The following is a 17,307-nucleotide window of genomic DNA, read 5'->3' on the forward strand; positions in this document are numbered from 1 at the left end:
TAGTACGGTCATCGCCTGAGCGAAAGAGATGACGTGAACGACAATGAAAAGCTCGCGCGAGAAGTGAAAGGCTGGCGGGCGAAGGGAGGATTCACCGCCGAGAGTGCAGCCAAGGTCTTGGGAATACCGAAACGCACTTTTGAAGGCATAGAGCAAGGTCGAGGCTTCCCTTACCCGGTACTCCTGCGCGTTGCCATGGAAAGCAAGACCCTTTCGCTTCAGGCAATGTTGGAGGATTGCCCGCCTATGGAGCAACGGCAGCGGAAAACTCAAAGGGAGATTTAATGGCCAGGCCATTCAAAGATGTCCGCTACCCCGGCGTTTCGTCGCGCATCAAAAACGGAAAGCTCATCTATCGCTATCGCGGCAAAGGAATGCCCGAAATTCGGCTTCCTGGCGGACCAGGCGATCCTGAGTTCGAAGCCGCCTATGAACAGGCAACGCAAGGCCAACGTCAAAACGCTGTCATCATTGACTTGCCCGGTCGGGCGTTGCCAAAAACATTTGGTCATGCGGCACGCCGACTTGAAGCGACGATGGAATGGCTGGACTTCGACGAAGCGACGCAGCAGAAGAATGCTCGGCTTATTGAGCGCTTCCTTCAGATGCAGGTCGATCCTGCCTATCCACTGACCTGGCGCAACACGCCGGTGGAACATCTCGATGCCGACCACCTGCGTGTGATTATCGAAAGCGTCTTTGCCACCAACCGGACGGTTGCCAAGCACCTGCTGGTGGCAATCAAGAAGCTTCTGTGGGTGGCGATCGACGTTGAGAAATGGATCAAACCGCAGGACGATCCCTCGCTGTCGATCCGCGTCCGTATTCCAAAATCGACTGCCAATCCCGCCTGGCCGATCGCCATTCGTGAAAAGTTCGAGGCGCACCATCCAATCGGCTCAGCGCCGCGCACCTGCTATGCGCTCGGTTTCTGGCTCGGTAGCCGACGCGGCGATATCGCCTCACTGGAATGGGACGATTTGGTCCTCCAGGAGATCGAATTGTTCGATGGCTCCTTGGAAACAATCGAAGCCTTCAACTTCCGACAGCAGAAAAACCGCAACCGTCATGGCGGGCGCGAGATGTTCATCCCTGTCGTGGACAAGCTGGCGCAAGCTCTAGTGCCATTAGATCGCTCTAAGGGTGGCACGGTATTGAAGAATGCCTATGGGCGTCCGTTCTCCGAAAAGAGCCTCACCGGCATGATGGCACATTGGAACAAGCAGGCCGGCATCCCGGAGGGCTACACCCTGCACGGGCTGCGACGTACCTTCGGCACGTATCTCGCCGAATGCAACATCCAAGCGCGCGCTATCATGGAGGCGATGGGGCATTCTTCAATGACGGTAACAGACGAGTATGTCCGAGAGGCCAATAAGAGACGGATGGCTGTCGATATCGCCCGCGCCATTAACGAGCGGGAAGCCAAACGCGACGCCATGAAGCAACGGATACCCCTGCGCGTCATCAAATGAGTGAATCAACCCGACCAAGTGGAGGGTGGCATATCGCCGCCCTTTTTTCGGCCCATAATGGGCCCAAAACGTTTTGGGCCGAGGCGTATTTTCCTCAATAAAATCAATGTTTATGGTGGGCCCGGAGGGTGTTCAGAAAGCGATAAAAATCAATTTCTTAGAGATCAGTGGGACTTCAGAGTATTCAAATCTTTTCCAATGTTTTTCGATGTTGTTGTCCCACTCAGAAGTGCCTCAGTCCACCAAGCCGACGCACTGAACGCCTCACTCGGAAGGGAGGTTTGCGCAAGGCGAAAGGAAGATCGCGTCGGTGTGCAGCCTTCCTGAGAAAGGTCGCGGTAGCGCCAACTGCTGACGCTCAGCGCGAAGACATCAATGTTCTGTTATGGGGCCGTCAGAGGACCGGCCGCTTCTCGCGCCAAGAAAGCGATAGCAGACATGCAACTAGGTGGTACAAAGTCTCTAGCGTGACCCTTTCGAGACATTTGCGTGCGGCATTTGCGTCTCGAAAGCGGTTCTTTAGTGCTACCAGCACCAACGACCGTCTGCGGTCGTTCAGAACACGGGTTACCGTCTCTAAACCGGATATTGGACCGGGCAGCCGCCGGAAACTGATCGAATGGAGGTGATCGCCTGTCAGGAGGCGTTCAAAAACGACCTACGACCGCGATCTTCATCGCGGCCGTTTTCATGGTGTCATTCCCGGCTATGCTGACAAGTTCTTTATGATCGGCAGCTTGCGGATCGTCTTGCCCGTCGCCGCCCGTAGCGCGTTGGCGACGGCCGGGCCGATCGGCGGCACACCCGGCTCGCCAACGCCCGTGGGCGGCTCGTCGGACGGCACAATGTGCACCTCGACGCGCGGCATCTGCTCGATCCTGAGCGGCATATAGGTGTCGTAGTTCTCTTGGTCTACGACACCGCCCGTCAGGGTCAGCTCCTCCTGGAGGATCGCGCCTAGCCCGAAGCCGATACCGCCCTCCATCTGAGCGCGGATCTGGTCAGGATTTATCGCGGTGCCGCAATCTACCGCGCAGACGACGCGGTCGACTTTGAAATCATTTCCATCGTTGAAGGTGATCTCCACCACCTCGGCGACATAGGTCGAGAGGCTTTCATGCAGGGCCACGCCGCGGAAACGGCCTTCCTGCAGAGGCTTGTCCCAGCCTGCCTTCTCAGCAGCCAATTTCAGCACGCCGGCATGCCGTGGATGGTGACCGAGCATCGACAAGCGGAAGTCGACCGGATCACGGTTCGCAGCGGCGGCGAGCTCATCGATCAGGGTTTCCATTGCGTAAGCGGTGTGGGTGGAGCCTACCGAACGCCACCACAGCACTGGGATGTTCACGTCCGTGGTGGTCAGCTCGACCTTCAGGTTCGGGATCGCATAGGGCAGGTTGGTGGCGCCCTCCACGGAGGTCGGATCGATGCCGTTCTCGATCATCGCCGCAAAGGGCGAACCGCCCGCGATCGATTGGCCCACGATGTGGTCATGGAGAGCGACGACATTGCCTTCCTTGTCGAGCCCCGCCTCGACTGCGTGCACATAGGTCGGCCGGTACCGCCCACCCCGCATGTCGTTCTCGCGGGTCCACTGCACCTTCACTGGCTTGCCGGGTCCCAGCGCACGCGCTGTGGAAACAGCTTCGATAATGAGATCTGCGTCCGAGACCGCTCGGCGGCCGAAGCTGCCGCCGGTCTTCATCACGTGCAGCCTCACCTTGTCCGGCGTGGTGCCGCCTACTTGAGCGGCAGCCGCCTGATAAAGGTCGGGCATCTGGTGTCCGCCCCAGACGTCGATGGTGCCGTCTTCGTTGATTCGGGCGGCCGCGTTGAGTGGCTCGATCGAAGCATGGACAAGATAGGGGAATTCGTAGTGCCCTTGGATGACTTTCTCAGCACTGGCCAACGCTGCGGGAGTGTTCCCGTCGTCGCGCGCGGTGGCCGCGCCCGGATCGTCTGCTGCCTTAGTGTATTCGGCCATGATCTCGGCCGTGCCGCGCCTTTCGGCCTTCTCTTCGTTCCAGGTCACCTCCACGAGATCGCGGCCCTTGAGCGCCGTCCACATGTCCCTGCCGACCACGGCAATGCCGCGCGGCGTCTGGACGACATCGACAATGCCGTCGAGTGCCTTGGCCTTGGAGGCGTCGAAGCTCTCGATCTCAGCGCCGAACTTCGGCGGATGGATCATAACGGCCGTATTGAGTCCATCCATCTTGAGGTCGATCGTGTAGGTCTGCGCGCCATTGGTCTTGCCGGCGGAATCGTAGCGCTTGAGACTGTCCGATCCGATCTGGGCCCAGTTGTCGCGCGGCTTTAGCGGCACGTCGTCGGGAACCGGCATTCCCGCTGCGGCTTCAGCCAGGTCACCGAAGCGCGCCTGCATCCCTGAGGCGTGCGACACGACCCCGGAAGCGACTGTGATCTCGCCGGCTGGCACGTCCCACCGCTGCGCCGCGGCCGCCACCAGCATGGCCCGTGCGGCAGCACCCGCCTTGCGGTAGCGCTCCCACGACGAGCTCATCGACGTGGAGCCACCGGTTCCCTGCGCGGCCCCGCCCCAGGCGAGATTGCCGTAGAGCGCGGTATTGCCATATCCGCCGACCACGTGGACCTGCGCCCAGGCGCCGTCGAGCTCTTCCATAACCAGGGTGGCGATGCCGAAATAGGAGCCTTGTCCCATCTCGAACTGCGACGAGTGGATGACGATTCGGTTCTCCGGTGTGATCTCGACATAAGTCTGGAAGGGGTTCGCCTGGACCGCTGCAGGCGTCGTTTGTGCGTTGGCGGGCGCGGCCATCATTAGCCGGTAGCCCACGGCGAAGCCCGCGGTGGTGACGGCCGTGCCGAGGAGGAACTGGCGCCGCGTGGGCCCCACGGCATTATGCTTCGGGAGAAACTGCAACATGCCTCAAGTCTCCAGCCGGTTGGCGGTCTCGTGGATGGCCGCGCGGATGCGATGATAGGTGGCGCAGCGGCAGAGATTGCCGCTCATCGCCGAATCAATATCATCGTCCGTCGGCTTCGGCGTCTCTGTCAGGAGGGCCACGGCCGACATGATCTGGCCAGACTGGCAATAGCCGCATTGAGGTACGTCGAACTCGGCCCACACGGCCTGGACCGTTTCGCCGATCTTGCCCGACACGCCCTCAATGGTGGTGATCGAGGCTCCTTCGATGTCGCCGACTGGGGTCTGGCACGAGCGCGTCGGCATGCCGTTAACGTGAACCGTGCAAGCGCCGCACTGGGCAAGGCCGCAACCGAATTTCGTTCCTGTGAGTCCGATGCCGTCACGGATCGCCCAGAGCAGCGGCATCTCTGGATCGACGTCGAGTGTTCGCGCCTCGCCATTGAGGGTAAAAGCGACCATGGCTTGCTCTCCTTGTCCTGAGCTGGCTATCTCGTTGCGCCTCCGCCCGGCTAGGAACCGGAGTCTTCTTGCTGAGGCATAGCGACCACAGACTAGGATCGCGCAGCTCGAGCAACAAGCCGCTAGCTGGCAATCGCGAGATCGTGAAGTGGCTCGTGTCGAAAGGCTGGAGGCAACTGAATGTCATTTTTGGGCCCACCGGCCGGTCAGTTTCCGGCTCGATGACCTGGTTGGCAGTCATTCCGCTTCTAAGCCTAAACCCCAGACATGAACTGTAGCAGCATCATAAAAGACGACATCAAGAGGCGATTTTTCGTTGCGCTGCACCGCTAGCTCGTTCCCGTGGTTCATGATCCGCTGGTTATCCGCGGATGCTGGTTCACTCTAGATGCCAACACAGAGCTTGCGAAACTTGCCACGCGCTATGCGGTTAAGGATGTGGTCGTCGTTCGTAGCGAGCGAATGGCCGAAAATGAAGAAGCAATGGCTGGCGGTCTTCACATTCGCGGTGAACTGCTTGAAGCCTTGGTACAGGTAGGCATTGTGACGGATCTTCGCTTTCTTCTGGGCGCTGGTGGGCTGATGAAGGGCGGCTTAGGGTCATGATTTCCGGTTCATTGCGCTGCAATGACCGATGAGTCACAGACGCTGCATTTCGCGCTAGACCGCAGCTGCGGTATTCTCGATCATACGCTCAGCCATCCTATTCGCACCTCGTTGCCGCCGTTCGCCGCACCTATCGATCGGAGGCCTTCCAGCCTCGCGATAGCCGCGCTATGGGCTGCACACAACCTGACGACGAACAGGAGCAAGATTGGACATAGAAGCCCAGCACAAGATCGCCCTCCCCCTGTCCTTGCTCGTTTTCATGCGAAAACAATCAAACTGAGTGCTGCGGCCCACTTCAGAGCGAAGTCGGCCATAAGCCATTGATATAATTTTGGTGGGCCCTGAGGGTGCTTGGAAAGTCAGAAATATCAAAGGCTATTCGACAGTGGGACTGTGTTGCGTTACTATGCTCTCCGGTCTTTTCCGGTTGATTTGTCCCACCCTGATGCCGATTGCGGTCATTCGCCGCTGCCTTGGTCAATTCCCGATTCCACAAGCATCCTGTCCTGAGTGGGCAGACGGCCTTCCTGGTGGTAATTAGTCAGCGACACGTTGACCGTTCTCGTCATGCGCGGGTGAAATCTACGTTCGACCATATACGTCGTCGAAGCGAACGATATCATCCTCGCCGAGATAATCGCCGCTCTGCACTTCAATGATCACCAGGTCAATTCTGCCTGGGTTCTCCAGCCGATGCTTATGGCCGCAGGGGATGTAGGCTGATTCGTTTGTCGCCAGGAACAACTCCTGCTCGCCATTGACGATTTTCGCGGAGCCGCTGACCACGACCCAGTGCTCCGAACGATGATAGTGCATCTGCAGGCTCAGCCGCCGACCGGGTTTCACCTCGATGCGTTTGATCTTGAAGCGCTCGCCTTCCTCAAGAACCGTGTACCTACCCCACGGCCGGTGTACCGTGCTATGGACCAGGTGAGCTTCATTTCCGGAAGCCTTGAGGCCCTCGAACAGCTTCTTGACGTCCTGAACGCGGTCGCGGGATGCGACGAGCAAAGCATCCGGGGAATCCACGATCACCAGATCGCTGACGCCGACCGTTCCGATGACGCGCTTGTCGGAGCTCACGTAGCTGCCGGTCGTGTCGACCATGTGAACATCGCCGCGGATCCTGTTCCCGCTTTCGTCGGGGGCGATCAAATCGGCCATTGCGTTCCAGGATCCAATGTCGTTCCAACCCATGTCGCAGGGAACCACGGCAAGTTTATTCGTCTTCTCCATGACAGCGTGGTCGAGCGAGATTCGCGGCGCGGAGCCGAAATGCTCAGGCGCGAGTTCGATTTTGGCAAAGCCTTCGCCTTGACTGAACCGGCCGTTCTCGTAGCTGTCGGAGACGGCCTGGATCACCGCGGGGCAATGCGATGCCATCTCGTCGAGCATGGTTTGTGCGCTAAAGCAGAAAATGCCGGCATTCCAGAAGAAGCGCTTGGACGCGATATAGGCTTTGGCTGTGTCTAGATCCGGTTTTTCAACGAAACGGACGACTTTCTCACCATCCGCTTCGATATAGCCGAATGCCGTGTCCGGTCTGGTTGGGGTGATGCCCAATGTGGCGATCCGCCCGAGCTTCGCATGTTCGATTGCCCGGCCCATGACGTCTAAAAATACAGGCAGGTTTCCAACCATGTGATCGGCCGGGAAGACGCATAGAATTGCGTCAGCGCCTTGCGTTGCCCGGGCATGGATCGCGGCTGCCGCCACGGCGGCGGCCGTATCCCGGCCTTCAGGCTCGAGCAGAAACGTGCGTGGCAAAACCACGGACTCTAGTTCGTCGAAGTCGTCCTTGGTAAGGAAGAGGTGTTCCCCAGATGTCACGGCGACGAGTTCCACTACGCCCTTTATCGAACCGGCGCGCAACACAGTGTGCTGCATCAGTGAATGCCCGTCTGCCACTTTGAGGAAAGGTTTAGGGTGCGATTGCCTTGAGGCGGGCCATAGCCGCGATCCGGCTCCGCCGCTGATGATGACGGGAACCACTTTCATATAACAACCTCGATTTCGTCTCTGGAGTGATTGCCCGCGCCCTTTCGAGCGTTAGCGTCACGATCGCCGTCGCTCTGGCTTGGTCTGCGGTCTCCGAGTAACAGCGAAGTTCTGGCGCGTTGCCGAACGGCCTCAGATGACGACGCTATCGGTATCGTACGACGCTTCCATGGCCTCGATGAGAAATGATGACATTCAACTAGCCTGTTGGTTGCATCCGCCGAATTGTGCAGGTGGCGGGTCTTAACTGAGACCAGAGATTCTTTGGCTGTCTTCTATCAAAATCAAACGACTTGGCTCCTTCAGATCGAACTCAATTACGCGTGGTACGAAAAGGCGTGCATATCGTGTAAAGGCGCTCGTCGGAGGAAACCGAATTACAGTATCGCAGCGCCCGAGAAGATACATCTCAACGAGGGCGGAAATTCCGCCGTCAATCCCAAGTGCTGCAGTGTGTAAGGGGCCATCTTGATCGGATCGGAAATGCTTGGGGACGGTGAGAAGATCGGGAAACCTGGCCGACAGGTGATCCAGGATCTGCGCGCTGTCCGTGCACAAGAACAGCCGCACAGGCTTGGGGTGCGGTAACGCTTTAGCCTTATCAACCGCAGTGCACACTTGTCGAACGGCGAACTCCGGATCGGCCCAGTAGGGCGCATGTTCCATGATGTCTTCACCGTTACCATGTCGAACATGAACCCCGATGATGCTGTGCCCCTCAAAACATTCTTGGTAAATGGCATCTATGCGTGTTTGAATTTCAGACCGAGGCTTGACACTCTGGAAGACCTGCCGCTCGGCATCCTCATCGCAGCGCCACATCAAGCAAGCGTCACACACTACTGTGTTCGCTTCGACATCCTGTTCGGCCTGAAAGAGCTCGCCCAACTCGTCGCGCTCTTGGAAAATCTGCTCATCTGGGCGGTAAAGGCAGTCGATCGCTGGCCTATTCCACCACTCCGGGAAGAATGGACCCGGGAAGGAAAAGTCGTTGATCCGGTCGTCGCAAATAGCCGGTACGCCAGCGATGTCATTGATCGGTTGGAAGAAAACCGGAAAGGCGTTTGTGAAGGGTTGGTCGAGATAGCAGGACCCGCGCCAGTCGACGGCTAACGTTCGTCCCGACCGCTGAGCGTAGCGCCAAGCGGCCGCCAGCGACCACAGACAATCACCGAACCCCGTACGCCTCTGAGAGACGACGAACCTGCGCTTTACCAATCCACTGACCTGCATTTTCGGAAATCTCGTTTCAGAGACGAGGTTGCATCTGGCTTGGGATCTCTTAATCGATACTAGTCGACCGTTACGCCGGGCGATTTGGTAGAGGCTGCGCGTGGGGCAGAAGAGCTCCCTCAGCACTGCCTATCCTTATCTCTGTGACGCTCGCAAATCTTGACGCCGGGTACACTCGCTTCCGGTTTAAATTCAGCGTTCTTTAATGCGCCCGGCGACATCTGTAAAATTGATTGAGTGAATGTGGCCCATCCATGCGATGGATACTAACGCGTTCCTTGACGATGAGCCTCTGGTGACGTGGGCCGCGCTTGCTAAGCGAAACAGCCGGTCGATGCAGTCCACAAAGTCCCTTTTTCAAGTCCAATTCTTAACTGCCTCAACGTAACATGTCATTTGCGCGCGTTTCAGTGAAGGACGCATGTGCAGGACCCGCCAGCCGTCGAATGTCAGGCGCAGGCCATCCACGTCATTTGTGGCCATCATGGCGTCCGGTCCCACCAAAAGATGCGACACGGCGCCCTCTGACGCTTTCAAGTGCGCCAACATGGCGCAACTCCTGCCGGATAGCTTTCGAGCCGGCTGGATTGAGCGACTTGGCACGCGATGCTGTGCGACGACGGCCGAGAGAGGAATTTTGGCGTCTGCAGCCATGTGGAGGATCGTTCCGACGGTTCTGCGGGTTCTCGGTGTCAGAGCCGACACCTGTGCGAACCCGCTCTCGTCCGTTTTCCACAGGCCCTTGAGGTTCATGACCCTGTTGTTCGCCGAGATCACCCGCCAGTTCAGCGATCCAGGTGAAGATCGGCACGCCTGTCGATGCGGCGATCATCGCCTCGGCCAGCGAAGATGATGAAGAGGGCCATTGGGTCAAGTACAAGCGCCGATCAGCGTTTCATTGCTTCAAAGCCCATTTCGGTGCCTACGCCGATACGGCCCTTGTCGAGGAGATCGCCGTCACGGCGCCCACACCGACGGCAACGTCGTTCCTGATGCTCTGCCCGACAATCCCGGCGAAGTGTTTGCCGACAGCGCCTACCGAGGCAATCATCTCGGCGACGCGGTGCGCGCCAAGGGTGGAAGGCCGCGCATCGTCGCAACCGCTATGTGGGGCGACGAGGCCGAAAGCTCGACGCCTGGAACCAACCGATCCACAGAATTTGTACTCGGATCGAGAAGATCTTCGGCACCTGTAGCCGGATGCGATGGCGAGGGCTGGCAAAGGCGGCCGTTCAAATTCGCCGCACTGCGATCGCCTACAGTATGAAACGCAGTTTGTTGGTCGCCTCGTCCCGCCCATCGTTGAAGCCCAGCCACCGTTTTCGGGCTAGCGCGCCCGAAATTTCTTGGAGGTCAATACGTAATGCCCTACCCGGCTTTTCACCGCCGTCTCAGATGTGCGGTTCGCCCGAAGCACCCGACTGCCACGAACTTTGTCTTCGCGCGGAGCGAAACCTCGCGCCCACGACTTTGTGCCGCCGATGGTGCCGCGCTGCCCTGTTAAACAATCCATTTTATGGATGCACCTCATCCAAACAATCGATTTCACCGATCAAAACAATTTCCATTAGAAGACGCTGAAGCAGGCAAAGATTACTTGGTCAGCGCAAAAGAGGCATGGTGGAGTGCTAGTGTGGGTTGGACCCACATGCTCGCCATTTTATCTGGGAACTGCTACGTGCCCTGCTGGCGCAGGGCAATACGATTCTACTGGCCACCCACTTCGTGGAAGAAGCGGAGCGGCTATGCAACCGACTGTGCGTGCTTGAGAACGGATGTAGAATCCCAGAAGGGCGTCCTAACTCGCTGATTGATGAGCAAATCGGGTGCGACGTGATTGAAATGTATGTCGCTCACCCCGTGAGCTGAGTTCGGCACTCAGGCCGCATGTGCGACTTAGGCACGTTAGCGGCGAGACTCTGTTTTGCTATGCCTCGAAGCAGAAGCAGGTGTGCTCGCTGGCTGACACTGTCAATGACGAGCTCCGCGCCACATCTGTCGAAATCCTACCATAGGGTATGGGGCGGGCCGCAGTTTGCTGGCGGTGTGGCGAGCCAGATTCGAAACTTCAACTACCATAGAGCAGGAAGAAAATGGGCGAGAACAGGAAAGTTGCTCTGGTTACGGGCATAACGGGACAGGATGGTGCCTATCTCACGCGTCTTCTGCTGGAAAAAGGCTACGTCGTTCATGGGATTAAGCGACGTTCCTCTTCCTTCAACACGGGTCGCATCGAAGACATCTACCAAGACCCGCACGATCCCGATCCGCGCCTAATTTTGCATTACGGTGACCTCACTGATGCGACTAATCTCATCCGCGTAGTTCAGGAATCCCAGCCAGACGAGATTTACAACTTGGCCGCTCAGAGCCATGTCCAGGTGTCGTTCGAAACGCCGGAATACACAGCAAACGCCGACGGTATCGGAACATTGCGACTTCTTGAGGCGATCCGCCTCCTCGGTCTGAAGGACAAGACCCGCTTCTATCAGGCCTCGACTTCAGAGCTCTACGGCCTCGTACAATCCGTACCGCAGAACGAAACAACGCCCTTTTATCCGCGCAGCCCTTACGCCGCCGCCAAGCTCTACGCCTACTGGATCGTGATCAACTATCGGGAGGCCTATGGTATCCATGCTTCCAACGGCATTCTCTTCAATCATGAAAGCCCACTGCGCGGCGAAACTTTTGTGACGCGCAAGATCACCCGCGCCGCCGCTGCTATCTACCTCGGCAAGCAGGACAAGCTTTATCTCGGCAATCTCGATGCTCAACGCGATTGGGGCCATGCGCGTGAGTACGTGCGTGGTATGTGGATGATGATGCAGCAGGATCAACCGGATGATTACGTGCTGGCGACGGGCAAGACGACCCCTGTCCGCCAATTCGTCGAATGGGTTTTCGAAGATGTCGGCGTCGAGCTCGAATGGCGTGGTGAGGGAGTCGACGAAAAGGGCTATGATGTCGAGACCGGCAGATGCCTAGTCCAGGTAGACCCACGCTACTTCCGCCCCACGGAAGTCGATCTTCTCCTGGGCGATGCCACCAAGGCGAAGGAGAAGCTCGGCTGGGTGCATGAGACATCCGTGCGCGAGCTCGCCGCGGAAATGGTGCGGGAAGACCTCAAGGTCATGCAGACATCGGTAATCATGAAGGAAGCATAATGTACGATCTGAAGGGAAAAGCCGTGTGGGTCGCGGGCCACAAGCATGGTGGGCAGCGCTGTTGTAGGCCGCCTCGCGTCTGAAGACTGCAAAGTTATGGCCGCCCTGACGTTTCCCCCAAATTTTGTCCAGTCGTGAGTTCGTTTCCGGGGGTGGATTTGCCCTGATGGCCGGTGGACGCGACGGGTGCTGGCGCGGAGCGTTTCACGTTGCGCAGCGCGAGCGACCGTCGCGGGTTGAAGGTCGATGCACATTCGTTGGGTGTCTGCCATCCGATGTGCGAGTGCGGACGCGCGCCGTTGTAATCGGCGCGCCATACATTGAGCCTCGCGCGGGCCTGGGCCAGGGACGTGAACCGCGTATCGTTGAGGAGTTCATCGCGAAGGGGGCCGTTGAAGCTCTCGCGTTAGGGTCCTAGCCAACCTCCGACTGTGAACTCGCGGAAGCAATTTACGACAAGCGCACACAGCAGCTCGTCCACGGCGTTCGTACATGAAGTTTGGAAACTTATCATACTGGTACACACCTCCATGGGGGAACATTATCTCCAATATCTCAGCGATTACCGCATCTGCCTTCACCTACCTCGGCTTAGTGCAGAATCTTGGCCGAATGAACTCGGCGCTCTTGCTGCACACCAATGGTCCGTCCCGCGCGAAGTGCGATCATACCGCCGCAGCTTACCTTCAAATCCGGCACTGGCGAGGATCTAGATCCAAGCCGACGGCGCCGGGCATCAAAAAAAAACCGCCGACCGAAGCCAGCGGGCTTGATTGGGATGGCCCGCGCGGACGGTCAAGGCTGCGCCGGCCGACCATGGCGGAGGGACCACCTTGGTCAACGGCACGGCCCGATGACGGCGTGCCGATGTACCACAACATGCGGCGAGATAGAGCCTTCCGGCGTCGCGGAAAAAAGCCCGCCAGTTTTGGGCCAGCGGGCAAGTTCTGGAGTGGCTGAGATCAACCCAGCATCAGTCAACGACCGGCGGAAGGGTTGGTTGCAGTGGATGCCAGCTAGCCGCAGCATGCTGTGAATCGTAGCAAAGTGAAAAACAAAACTCTGGACTTCTAGGTCGGACTCGCCCCAATATTTGTTTGGGGGATTCACATGAAAATTGGAGCACTCATCGCAAGTGCAGCCCTGTGCGTCAGCGGCTGCTCTACGAGCGCTGTCGTGTCGGACAGCGATCTCACGGCAATGAATACCGTTGCGCTATGTCACGTTCTCGCCAGCAGCACGGACGAACAGTATCGTAGCAGGGTAGCGGCCCTTCTAGTGCGCAGGGGCGCAACAGCAGAGAAGTGCACCAGGCTTGTGCAAACCGACAATGCTGTCGCGGCAGGCATAGCGATCGCGGCTGTCGGCGGCGCAGCTGTGGGTGTCGCTGCCAACAACGGCTATGGAGGCGGAACATATTACCGGCCACCGCCACCACAAACCTATGGCGTCGCGTGGGACCAATTCTATGGCCAGAACTACAGCATTATCTGGCGCTGCCGCGACCGGTCCACCGGGCGGTTCCTTGACGATTACTATTGCGCCGGCCTGCCGATGGTTGACAGCGCATGGCCGGGCTGGTCGGCGTAGCGGATGAGCAGGCCATACCGCAAATATCGATTCAATCGGTGGCAGAGACCCACCGGTGCGAAGCTGTGGCGGCGCCAACTTGCGAGCGTGCCGGCAATGCTCGGTCTTACGGCAGCGGCGGCACTGGCCGCCTTCCTGGCGCCGTCGGGCGCGCAACGTAGCGACGATGCATCAAAGGCCAGCCCACGAAGGGCGGCGCCCGCCTCGCTTACCGGTGTCGCTTCCGTCATTGACGGCGATACCATCGAAATCCACGGCCAGCGCGTCCGTTTCAACGGCATCGACGCACCAGAGAGCCGGCAGCTGTGCCGCGATCTGAATGGCGCCGAGTATCCTTGCGGCCGGCGATCGGCCGAAGCGCTGGACACTTTCCTGGCCGCGTCGAGGCCGCTCGAATGCACATTCGTGACGTGGGACCGCTATCAGCGCTTTGTCGGCGATTGTCGGCGCGCTGACGGCGCGGGCGTAGCCGCCTGGATGGTCGAGCACGGCCAGGCGCTGGATTGGCCTCGCTACAGCCAGGGCGCCTATGCGGGGCTGCAGGCGCAAGCCCAAGCCTCAAAGATCGGCCTGTGGGCCGGGACGTTTCAGGCACCCTGGGAATGGCGCTCTGCGCACGCCGACGGCGCGGCGCCGTCGAGCCGCCCACTGGGCATCATCAGCCGTAAGCTGGTCGCGCAGAGCGGCTATTCTTGCGAGCCGCGGAGAACGTGCAAACAGATCGGTTCCTGCGACGAAGCCAACTGGTACCTGCAAAACTGCTCATGGGGCGGAAAACTCGATCGCGACAAGGATGGGATCCCATGCGAAACACTCTGCTAGCTGAAATGCCCGCTACGGCCTGTTCGGCTTTCCGCTTACACCGATCTAACGAAGACCATGCATGGGCGGCGCGGTCTGCTAACCCCATTTTTTGACGAGGTAGATAGTGTGCTGAAGGTTCTGCAAAAAGTTTTGGAGAGAGAACGGCGCTTGCTCTGAGGGGCGAGCGGCCATGGCACGGTGGTGACGTTGCGATCACCGATTCCCGTGGAAGGGGAAGTGCCATGACCAATCGAGACGTTAGACTGAGCAGAGGCGAGTTGAAAGCGTTGCTGTTGTCGGATGAGGACGGCTTTCGCCAGGCATTGCAGAGTGTCGTGCAGGAGGTTCTTGAAGCCGAGATGACGGAGGCGATCGGGGCCGAGAAAGGCGAGCGGACGGCGGAGCGGACGAGTTACCGGTCCGGCTATTACGAACGCAAGCTGGTGACGCGGGTCGGGGTGCTGGAGCTTCGCGTTCCGCAGGATCGGGCTGGCCGGTTCTCGACGGAGTTGTTTGAGCGCTACCAGCGTTCTCATCTGCGCGAGCACAAGAAGGAGAGCCTGAGGGCCTTGGCCGCCTGAGCACCGTCATGTGTCCGCCGCTCCGCTAAACACGGGGGCTGCGCGGCGGACACGCCGACGTCACCGCAATGCCACGCCATTTTGCAGAACTTGACGCACACAACTACGAGGTATTCTATATCTGAAGGGCAGAAAAAGTTATTGCGTCAATAGAGAGAAGACGCCTTAACTAAGACTTTCAAAACCGTTAAGTGTATGCTGCCAGGCGATCAAGGCGTGATGTCGCCCTGTCGGGGGGGCGAGTAAAATGCAGACTGTGATGAGTCAAAAGCTGGCAAGCTATGGCCAGTGGACCTACCGTGGTGCCTGGGCACAGAGATTGCGGCCGCAGCGATTGGTCTTACGACAGGTGTAGCATTAGGCGTACAAGCGTTTTCTGCAAGCGAGTCTGTCACTGTGACGTTGCCCCCAGTTTCTATCCAGTTTTGAGTTCGTTTCCGGCGTGGGTTGTGCCCTGCTGGGCGGGTGAAGCGACCGGCGCAGGCGCGGAGCCTTTGGCATAGTGACCTGCGCGAGCGACCGTCGCAAATTGAAGGTGGTGACGAACTGCGTGAGGCACAAGGATTCGCGGACCGCGCCTAACGCGGCGACTTCAACACACCAGACGAGAGGCAAGGTACGCCAAAAGGCTTCATCTCCCGTTTGATGTTCGCCGTTTCAACGGGGCTTGCGTGAGGTGTAATCATCACTTGGTCGATGAACGTCTTCGCCTCGATGTCGATATAGACACCCTCTCTCAATGCCTGCTTGTCCAGCCAAAGGAGTCTCACCTCGTCTTCGAACTTGAAGGCACGCCGCTTGTGCAACAGCATGGTCGCGGCCACCCGGGTAACTTCTTTCTTCGATCCTTCTGCGACCGACTGCGCCAGACGAACAAGAGTTCTCTCGCCACGATATTGGACGCGGCCTAGAAAAGCGGAGCCGGCGCTGTTCTTGAGGAGGCCTTTTGCCGCGTTCACCATAGCGTCCACCCGACAGCGGATTCGAACAATAGGAGTTTCCTTGTCGGGACCAAAGCCTGCCATTCGCCAACGCGGTTCGTCATGTGCACCTGTGGTCCAACAAGAGCCGTACGGTTGAAACCCCGGCAAGGGACCGGGGCGATTGAACAGACCATCGCACCACCACCGCTCATAGGGGTCCTGCCAACATCGGACGAGCGAGAGCCGCAGTTTGTTAGTTTCGAAAATCAGCTTGGCGTAACGCCATTCGAGCATATGATAGAGGAATGGTTTTGTGAGTGCGGGGTCCTTCATCACTTTCCGGCCGTCTGCGCCGCGCTCGACGAGTGACCAAGAGATGGGATGCTTCTGGTCGATGATCATGACAGTTTCCCAAGAGCCAGCTCGGCACTCTAGTCAGCTGTGAACTCTCTGTTATTTGGCATCACGCTTCTAAACTCAGGCCATTCAGACCTAGCGGTGCGCGCGGCAGGCGGTATGGTCTGGCGGTATGGTCTTGCGTTATTCCGGCCAGCCGCCTAGAATATCCCTATGATTGATCTAGCAACCCATGCGTTTGAGCTGCTAACGGCCCTACTTGGATTGGCAACAGCAAGCCTTCCTGCGCTCTTGTTTTTTAAAAATACCGAAAAACTTGATAGCTGTTTTTTTAATACAAACGAAAACGCCCTCGCCAGATCATAAATCGTGAAGGACATTGGCACAAAGGACTGGAAAGACCTTTGCGAGACTTCTGGCACAAGCCAAGATGAATGGCCGACAGTCAAATCTCAGACCCAGAGCTTACCCGGACGGTAGCGGCGGGGCAACCGGTGCCTCAGCCACCTCAACTGACCGCCCAATGACCGCCTTTGAGATCACGAGGCGGTTGGCTCTACGTCTGATATGAGGCGCATTGCCGCCCGGCAGCCTATGGGCCGTGTATGGACGGTCAGGTATTTGCGCGGGGCGCCCGACAAGCTGCCGTTCGGCTACCGACCTCATCGTTATCGTTGCGGGATTCGAGGCATTCCGATACCAGCCATTCGCCGGTGACCAGTCTCAGCACGTGGTCGGGCATATAATTTGCCTATCGTTCGCGCGGCCAAGAGTGGGCATTTGTTTTGACGCGCTTCTGTTCGTCGACATAGGGACGCTGGCTCCGCAGCATCAGATCCGATTCTTTACATGTAAAAGCTGTACCTTGGAGCGATCTCCTGCTCGTCTCCGAGGTATTTGGTAAGCGCTATTTTCGCTGCACGTTGACGCGGGGGCTTTCGACGGATGGCCTTCGAATCGGGAACGGTATCTGGTCTGATCAGGCTGCTGTTACTTTGGCGAAGTTGAAGGGCAGCAGATCCTCGATGGCTGCGTTCTCGGGGCGCTGAGGTAGTTCAGTGAGGACGTGGCGCAGCCACGCTAACGGCTCGACGCCACAGGCGCGGCAGGTCAACATCAGGCTGTAGATGACGGCGCTGGCCCTGGCTCCGTCGACGGTATCGCTGAACAGCCAACTTTTCCGGCCAGTGGCAAAGATTCTGA

Annotated in this window: 13 protein-coding genes and 3 pseudogenes; 9 read left to right on the forward strand and 7 right to left on the reverse strand. The window is 58.4% G+C overall.

The genetic code is table 11. From position 1 onward, the window contains the following. Positions 1 to 33: 33 nt before the first annotated feature. Positions 34 to 285, forward strand: coding sequence for a helix-turn-helix domain-containing protein (locus NKI08_RS26975; protein ID WP_352773646.1), 252 nt, complete (start codon positions 34 to 36; stop codon positions 283 to 285). After that, positions 285 to 1,475: a tyrosine-type recombinase/integrase gene (locus NKI08_RS26980; protein ID WP_352594768.1), complete on the forward strand. Its 1,191-nt coding sequence runs from the start codon at positions 285 to 287 to the stop codon at positions 1,473 to 1,475. The genes NKI08_RS26975 and NKI08_RS26980 overlap by 1 nt, the downstream gene beginning before the upstream one ends. A 706-nt stretch (positions 1,476 to 2,181) precedes the next feature. Here NKI08_RS26980 and NKI08_RS26985 read toward each other — a convergent pair. Then, positions 2,182 to 4,383 carry a xanthine dehydrogenase family protein molybdopterin-binding subunit gene (locus tag NKI08_RS26985; protein WP_352773649.1) on the reverse strand — a complete coding sequence of 734 codons (2,202 nt, stop codon included), beginning with the start codon at positions 4,381 to 4,383 and terminating at the stop codon, positions 2,182 to 2,184. Positions 4,384 to 4,386: 3 nt separating this feature from the next. Beyond that, the gene (locus NKI08_RS26990; protein ID WP_352773652.1) at positions 4,387 to 4,845 is read right to left on the reverse strand and encodes a (2Fe-2S)-binding protein; all 459 of its coding nucleotides are present in this window, start codon (positions 4,843 to 4,845) and stop codon (positions 4,387 to 4,389) included. Between the two features lie 342 nt (positions 4,846 to 5,187). On the opposite strand from NKI08_RS26990, the gene NKI08_RS34760 reads away from it, so the two are divergent. Further along, a complete protein-coding gene (locus tag NKI08_RS34760; RefSeq protein WP_502898322.1) occupies positions 5,188 to 5,451 on the forward strand; it encodes a hypothetical protein in 264 nt (87 codons plus the stop codon). Positions 5,452 to 6,036: 585 nt separating this feature from the next. Here NKI08_RS34760 and NKI08_RS27000 read toward each other — a convergent pair. Further along, the gene (locus NKI08_RS27000; RefSeq protein WP_352773655.1) at positions 6,037 to 7,452 is read right to left on the reverse strand and encodes a mannose-1-phosphate guanylyltransferase/mannose-6-phosphate isomerase; all 1,416 of its coding nucleotides are present in this window, start codon (positions 7,450 to 7,452) and stop codon (positions 6,037 to 6,039) included. 243 nt (positions 7,453 to 7,695) lie between these two features. Then, complete coding sequence (locus NKI08_RS27005) at positions 7,696 to 8,685, reverse strand: nodulation protein NodZ (protein WP_352773657.1); 990 nt, start codon at positions 8,683 to 8,685, stop codon at positions 7,696 to 7,698. 797 nt (positions 8,686 to 9,482) lie between these two features. Here NKI08_RS27005 and NKI08_RS27010 point away from each other — a divergent pair. From NKI08_RS27010 to gmd, 3 genes and pseudogenes are all read left to right on the forward strand, one after another. Continuing rightward, complete coding sequence (locus tag NKI08_RS27010) at positions 9,483 to 9,881, forward strand: hypothetical protein (protein WP_352773660.1); 399 nt, start codon at positions 9,483 to 9,485, stop codon at positions 9,879 to 9,881. A gap of 439 nt (positions 9,882 to 10,320) precedes the next feature. Then, positions 10,321 to 10,637: pseudogene (locus tag NKI08_RS27015) on the forward strand (nodulation factor ABC transporter ATP-binding protein NodI); the annotation flags it as partial. 141 nt (positions 10,638 to 10,778) lie between these two features. Next, complete coding sequence (gmd, locus tag NKI08_RS27020; RefSeq protein WP_352773663.1) at positions 10,779 to 11,849, forward strand: GDP-mannose 4,6-dehydratase; 1,071 nt, start codon at positions 10,779 to 10,781, stop codon at positions 11,847 to 11,849. 94 nt (positions 11,850 to 11,943) lie between these two features. On the opposite strand, the pseudogene NKI08_RS27025 reads toward gmd, so the two are convergent. Continuing rightward, positions 11,944 to 12,252, reverse strand: a pseudogene (locus tag NKI08_RS27025) (integrase core domain-containing protein); the annotation flags it as partial. 914 nt (positions 12,253 to 13,166) lie between these two features. Between NKI08_RS27025 and NKI08_RS27030 the strand changes: the two are divergent. The 3 genes and pseudogenes from NKI08_RS27030 to NKI08_RS27040 form a co-directional block, all read left to right on the forward strand. After that, positions 13,167 to 13,439, forward strand: coding sequence for a hypothetical protein (locus NKI08_RS27030; protein ID WP_352773666.1), 273 nt, complete (start codon positions 13,167 to 13,169; stop codon positions 13,437 to 13,439). Between the two features lie 96 nt (positions 13,440 to 13,535). Continuing rightward, complete coding sequence (locus NKI08_RS27035) at positions 13,536 to 14,261, forward strand: thermonuclease family protein (RefSeq protein WP_352773919.1); 726 nt, start codon at positions 13,536 to 13,538, stop codon at positions 14,259 to 14,261. A gap of 224 nt (positions 14,262 to 14,485) precedes the next feature. Continuing rightward, positions 14,486 to 14,776: pseudogene (locus NKI08_RS27040) on the forward strand (transposase); the annotation flags it as partial. A gap of 626 nt (positions 14,777 to 15,402) precedes the next feature. Here NKI08_RS27040 and NKI08_RS27045 read toward each other — a convergent pair. Continuing rightward, positions 15,403 to 16,149: a hypothetical protein gene (locus NKI08_RS27045; protein WP_352773669.1), complete on the reverse strand. Its 747-nt coding sequence runs from the start codon at positions 16,147 to 16,149 to the stop codon at positions 15,403 to 15,405. Positions 16,150 to 17,083: 934 nt separating this feature from the next. Then, a partial coding sequence (locus NKI08_RS27050) for a transposase domain-containing protein (RefSeq protein WP_352773671.1) occupies positions 17,084 to 17,307 on the reverse strand: 224 nt, incomplete at its 5' end.

The sequence above is a fragment of the Mesorhizobium sp. M0768 genome (assembly GCF_040320195.1).
Taxonomy (GTDB): Bacteria; Pseudomonadota; Alphaproteobacteria; order Rhizobiales; family Rhizobiaceae; genus Mesorhizobium.

What these genes read in the sequence shown, in the direction of transcription:
- NKI08_RS26980 (WP_352594768.1), top strand. Translation starts at nt 285, where the DNA reads ATGGCCAGGCCATTCAAAGATGTCCGCTACCCCGGCGTTTCGTCGCGC.
- NKI08_RS26985 (WP_352773649.1), bottom strand. Translation starts at nt 4,383, where the DNA reads ATGTTGCAGTTTCTCCCGAAGCATAATGCCGTGGGGCCCACGCGGCGC.
- NKI08_RS26990 (WP_352773652.1), bottom strand. Translation starts at nt 4,845, where the DNA reads ATGGTCGCTTTTACCCTCAATGGCGAGGCGCGAACACTCGACGTCGAT.
- NKI08_RS27000 (WP_352773655.1), bottom strand. Translation starts at nt 7,452, where the DNA reads ATGAAAGTGGTTCCCGTCATCATCAGCGGCGGAGCCGGATCGCGGCTA.
- NKI08_RS27005 (WP_352773657.1), bottom strand. Translation starts at nt 8,685, where the DNA reads ATGCAGGTCAGTGGATTGGTAAAGCGCAGGTTCGTCGTCTCTCAGAGG.
- gmd (WP_352773663.1), top strand. Translation starts at nt 10,779, where the DNA reads ATGGGCGAGAACAGGAAAGTTGCTCTGGTTACGGGCATAACGGGACAG.
- NKI08_RS27035 (WP_352773919.1), top strand. Translation starts at nt 13,536, where the DNA reads ATGCTCGGTCTTACGGCAGCGGCGGCACTGGCCGCCTTCCTGGCGCCG.
- NKI08_RS27045 (WP_352773669.1), bottom strand. Translation starts at nt 16,149, where the DNA reads ATGATCATCGACCAGAAGCATCCCATCTCTTGGTCACTCGTCGAGCGC.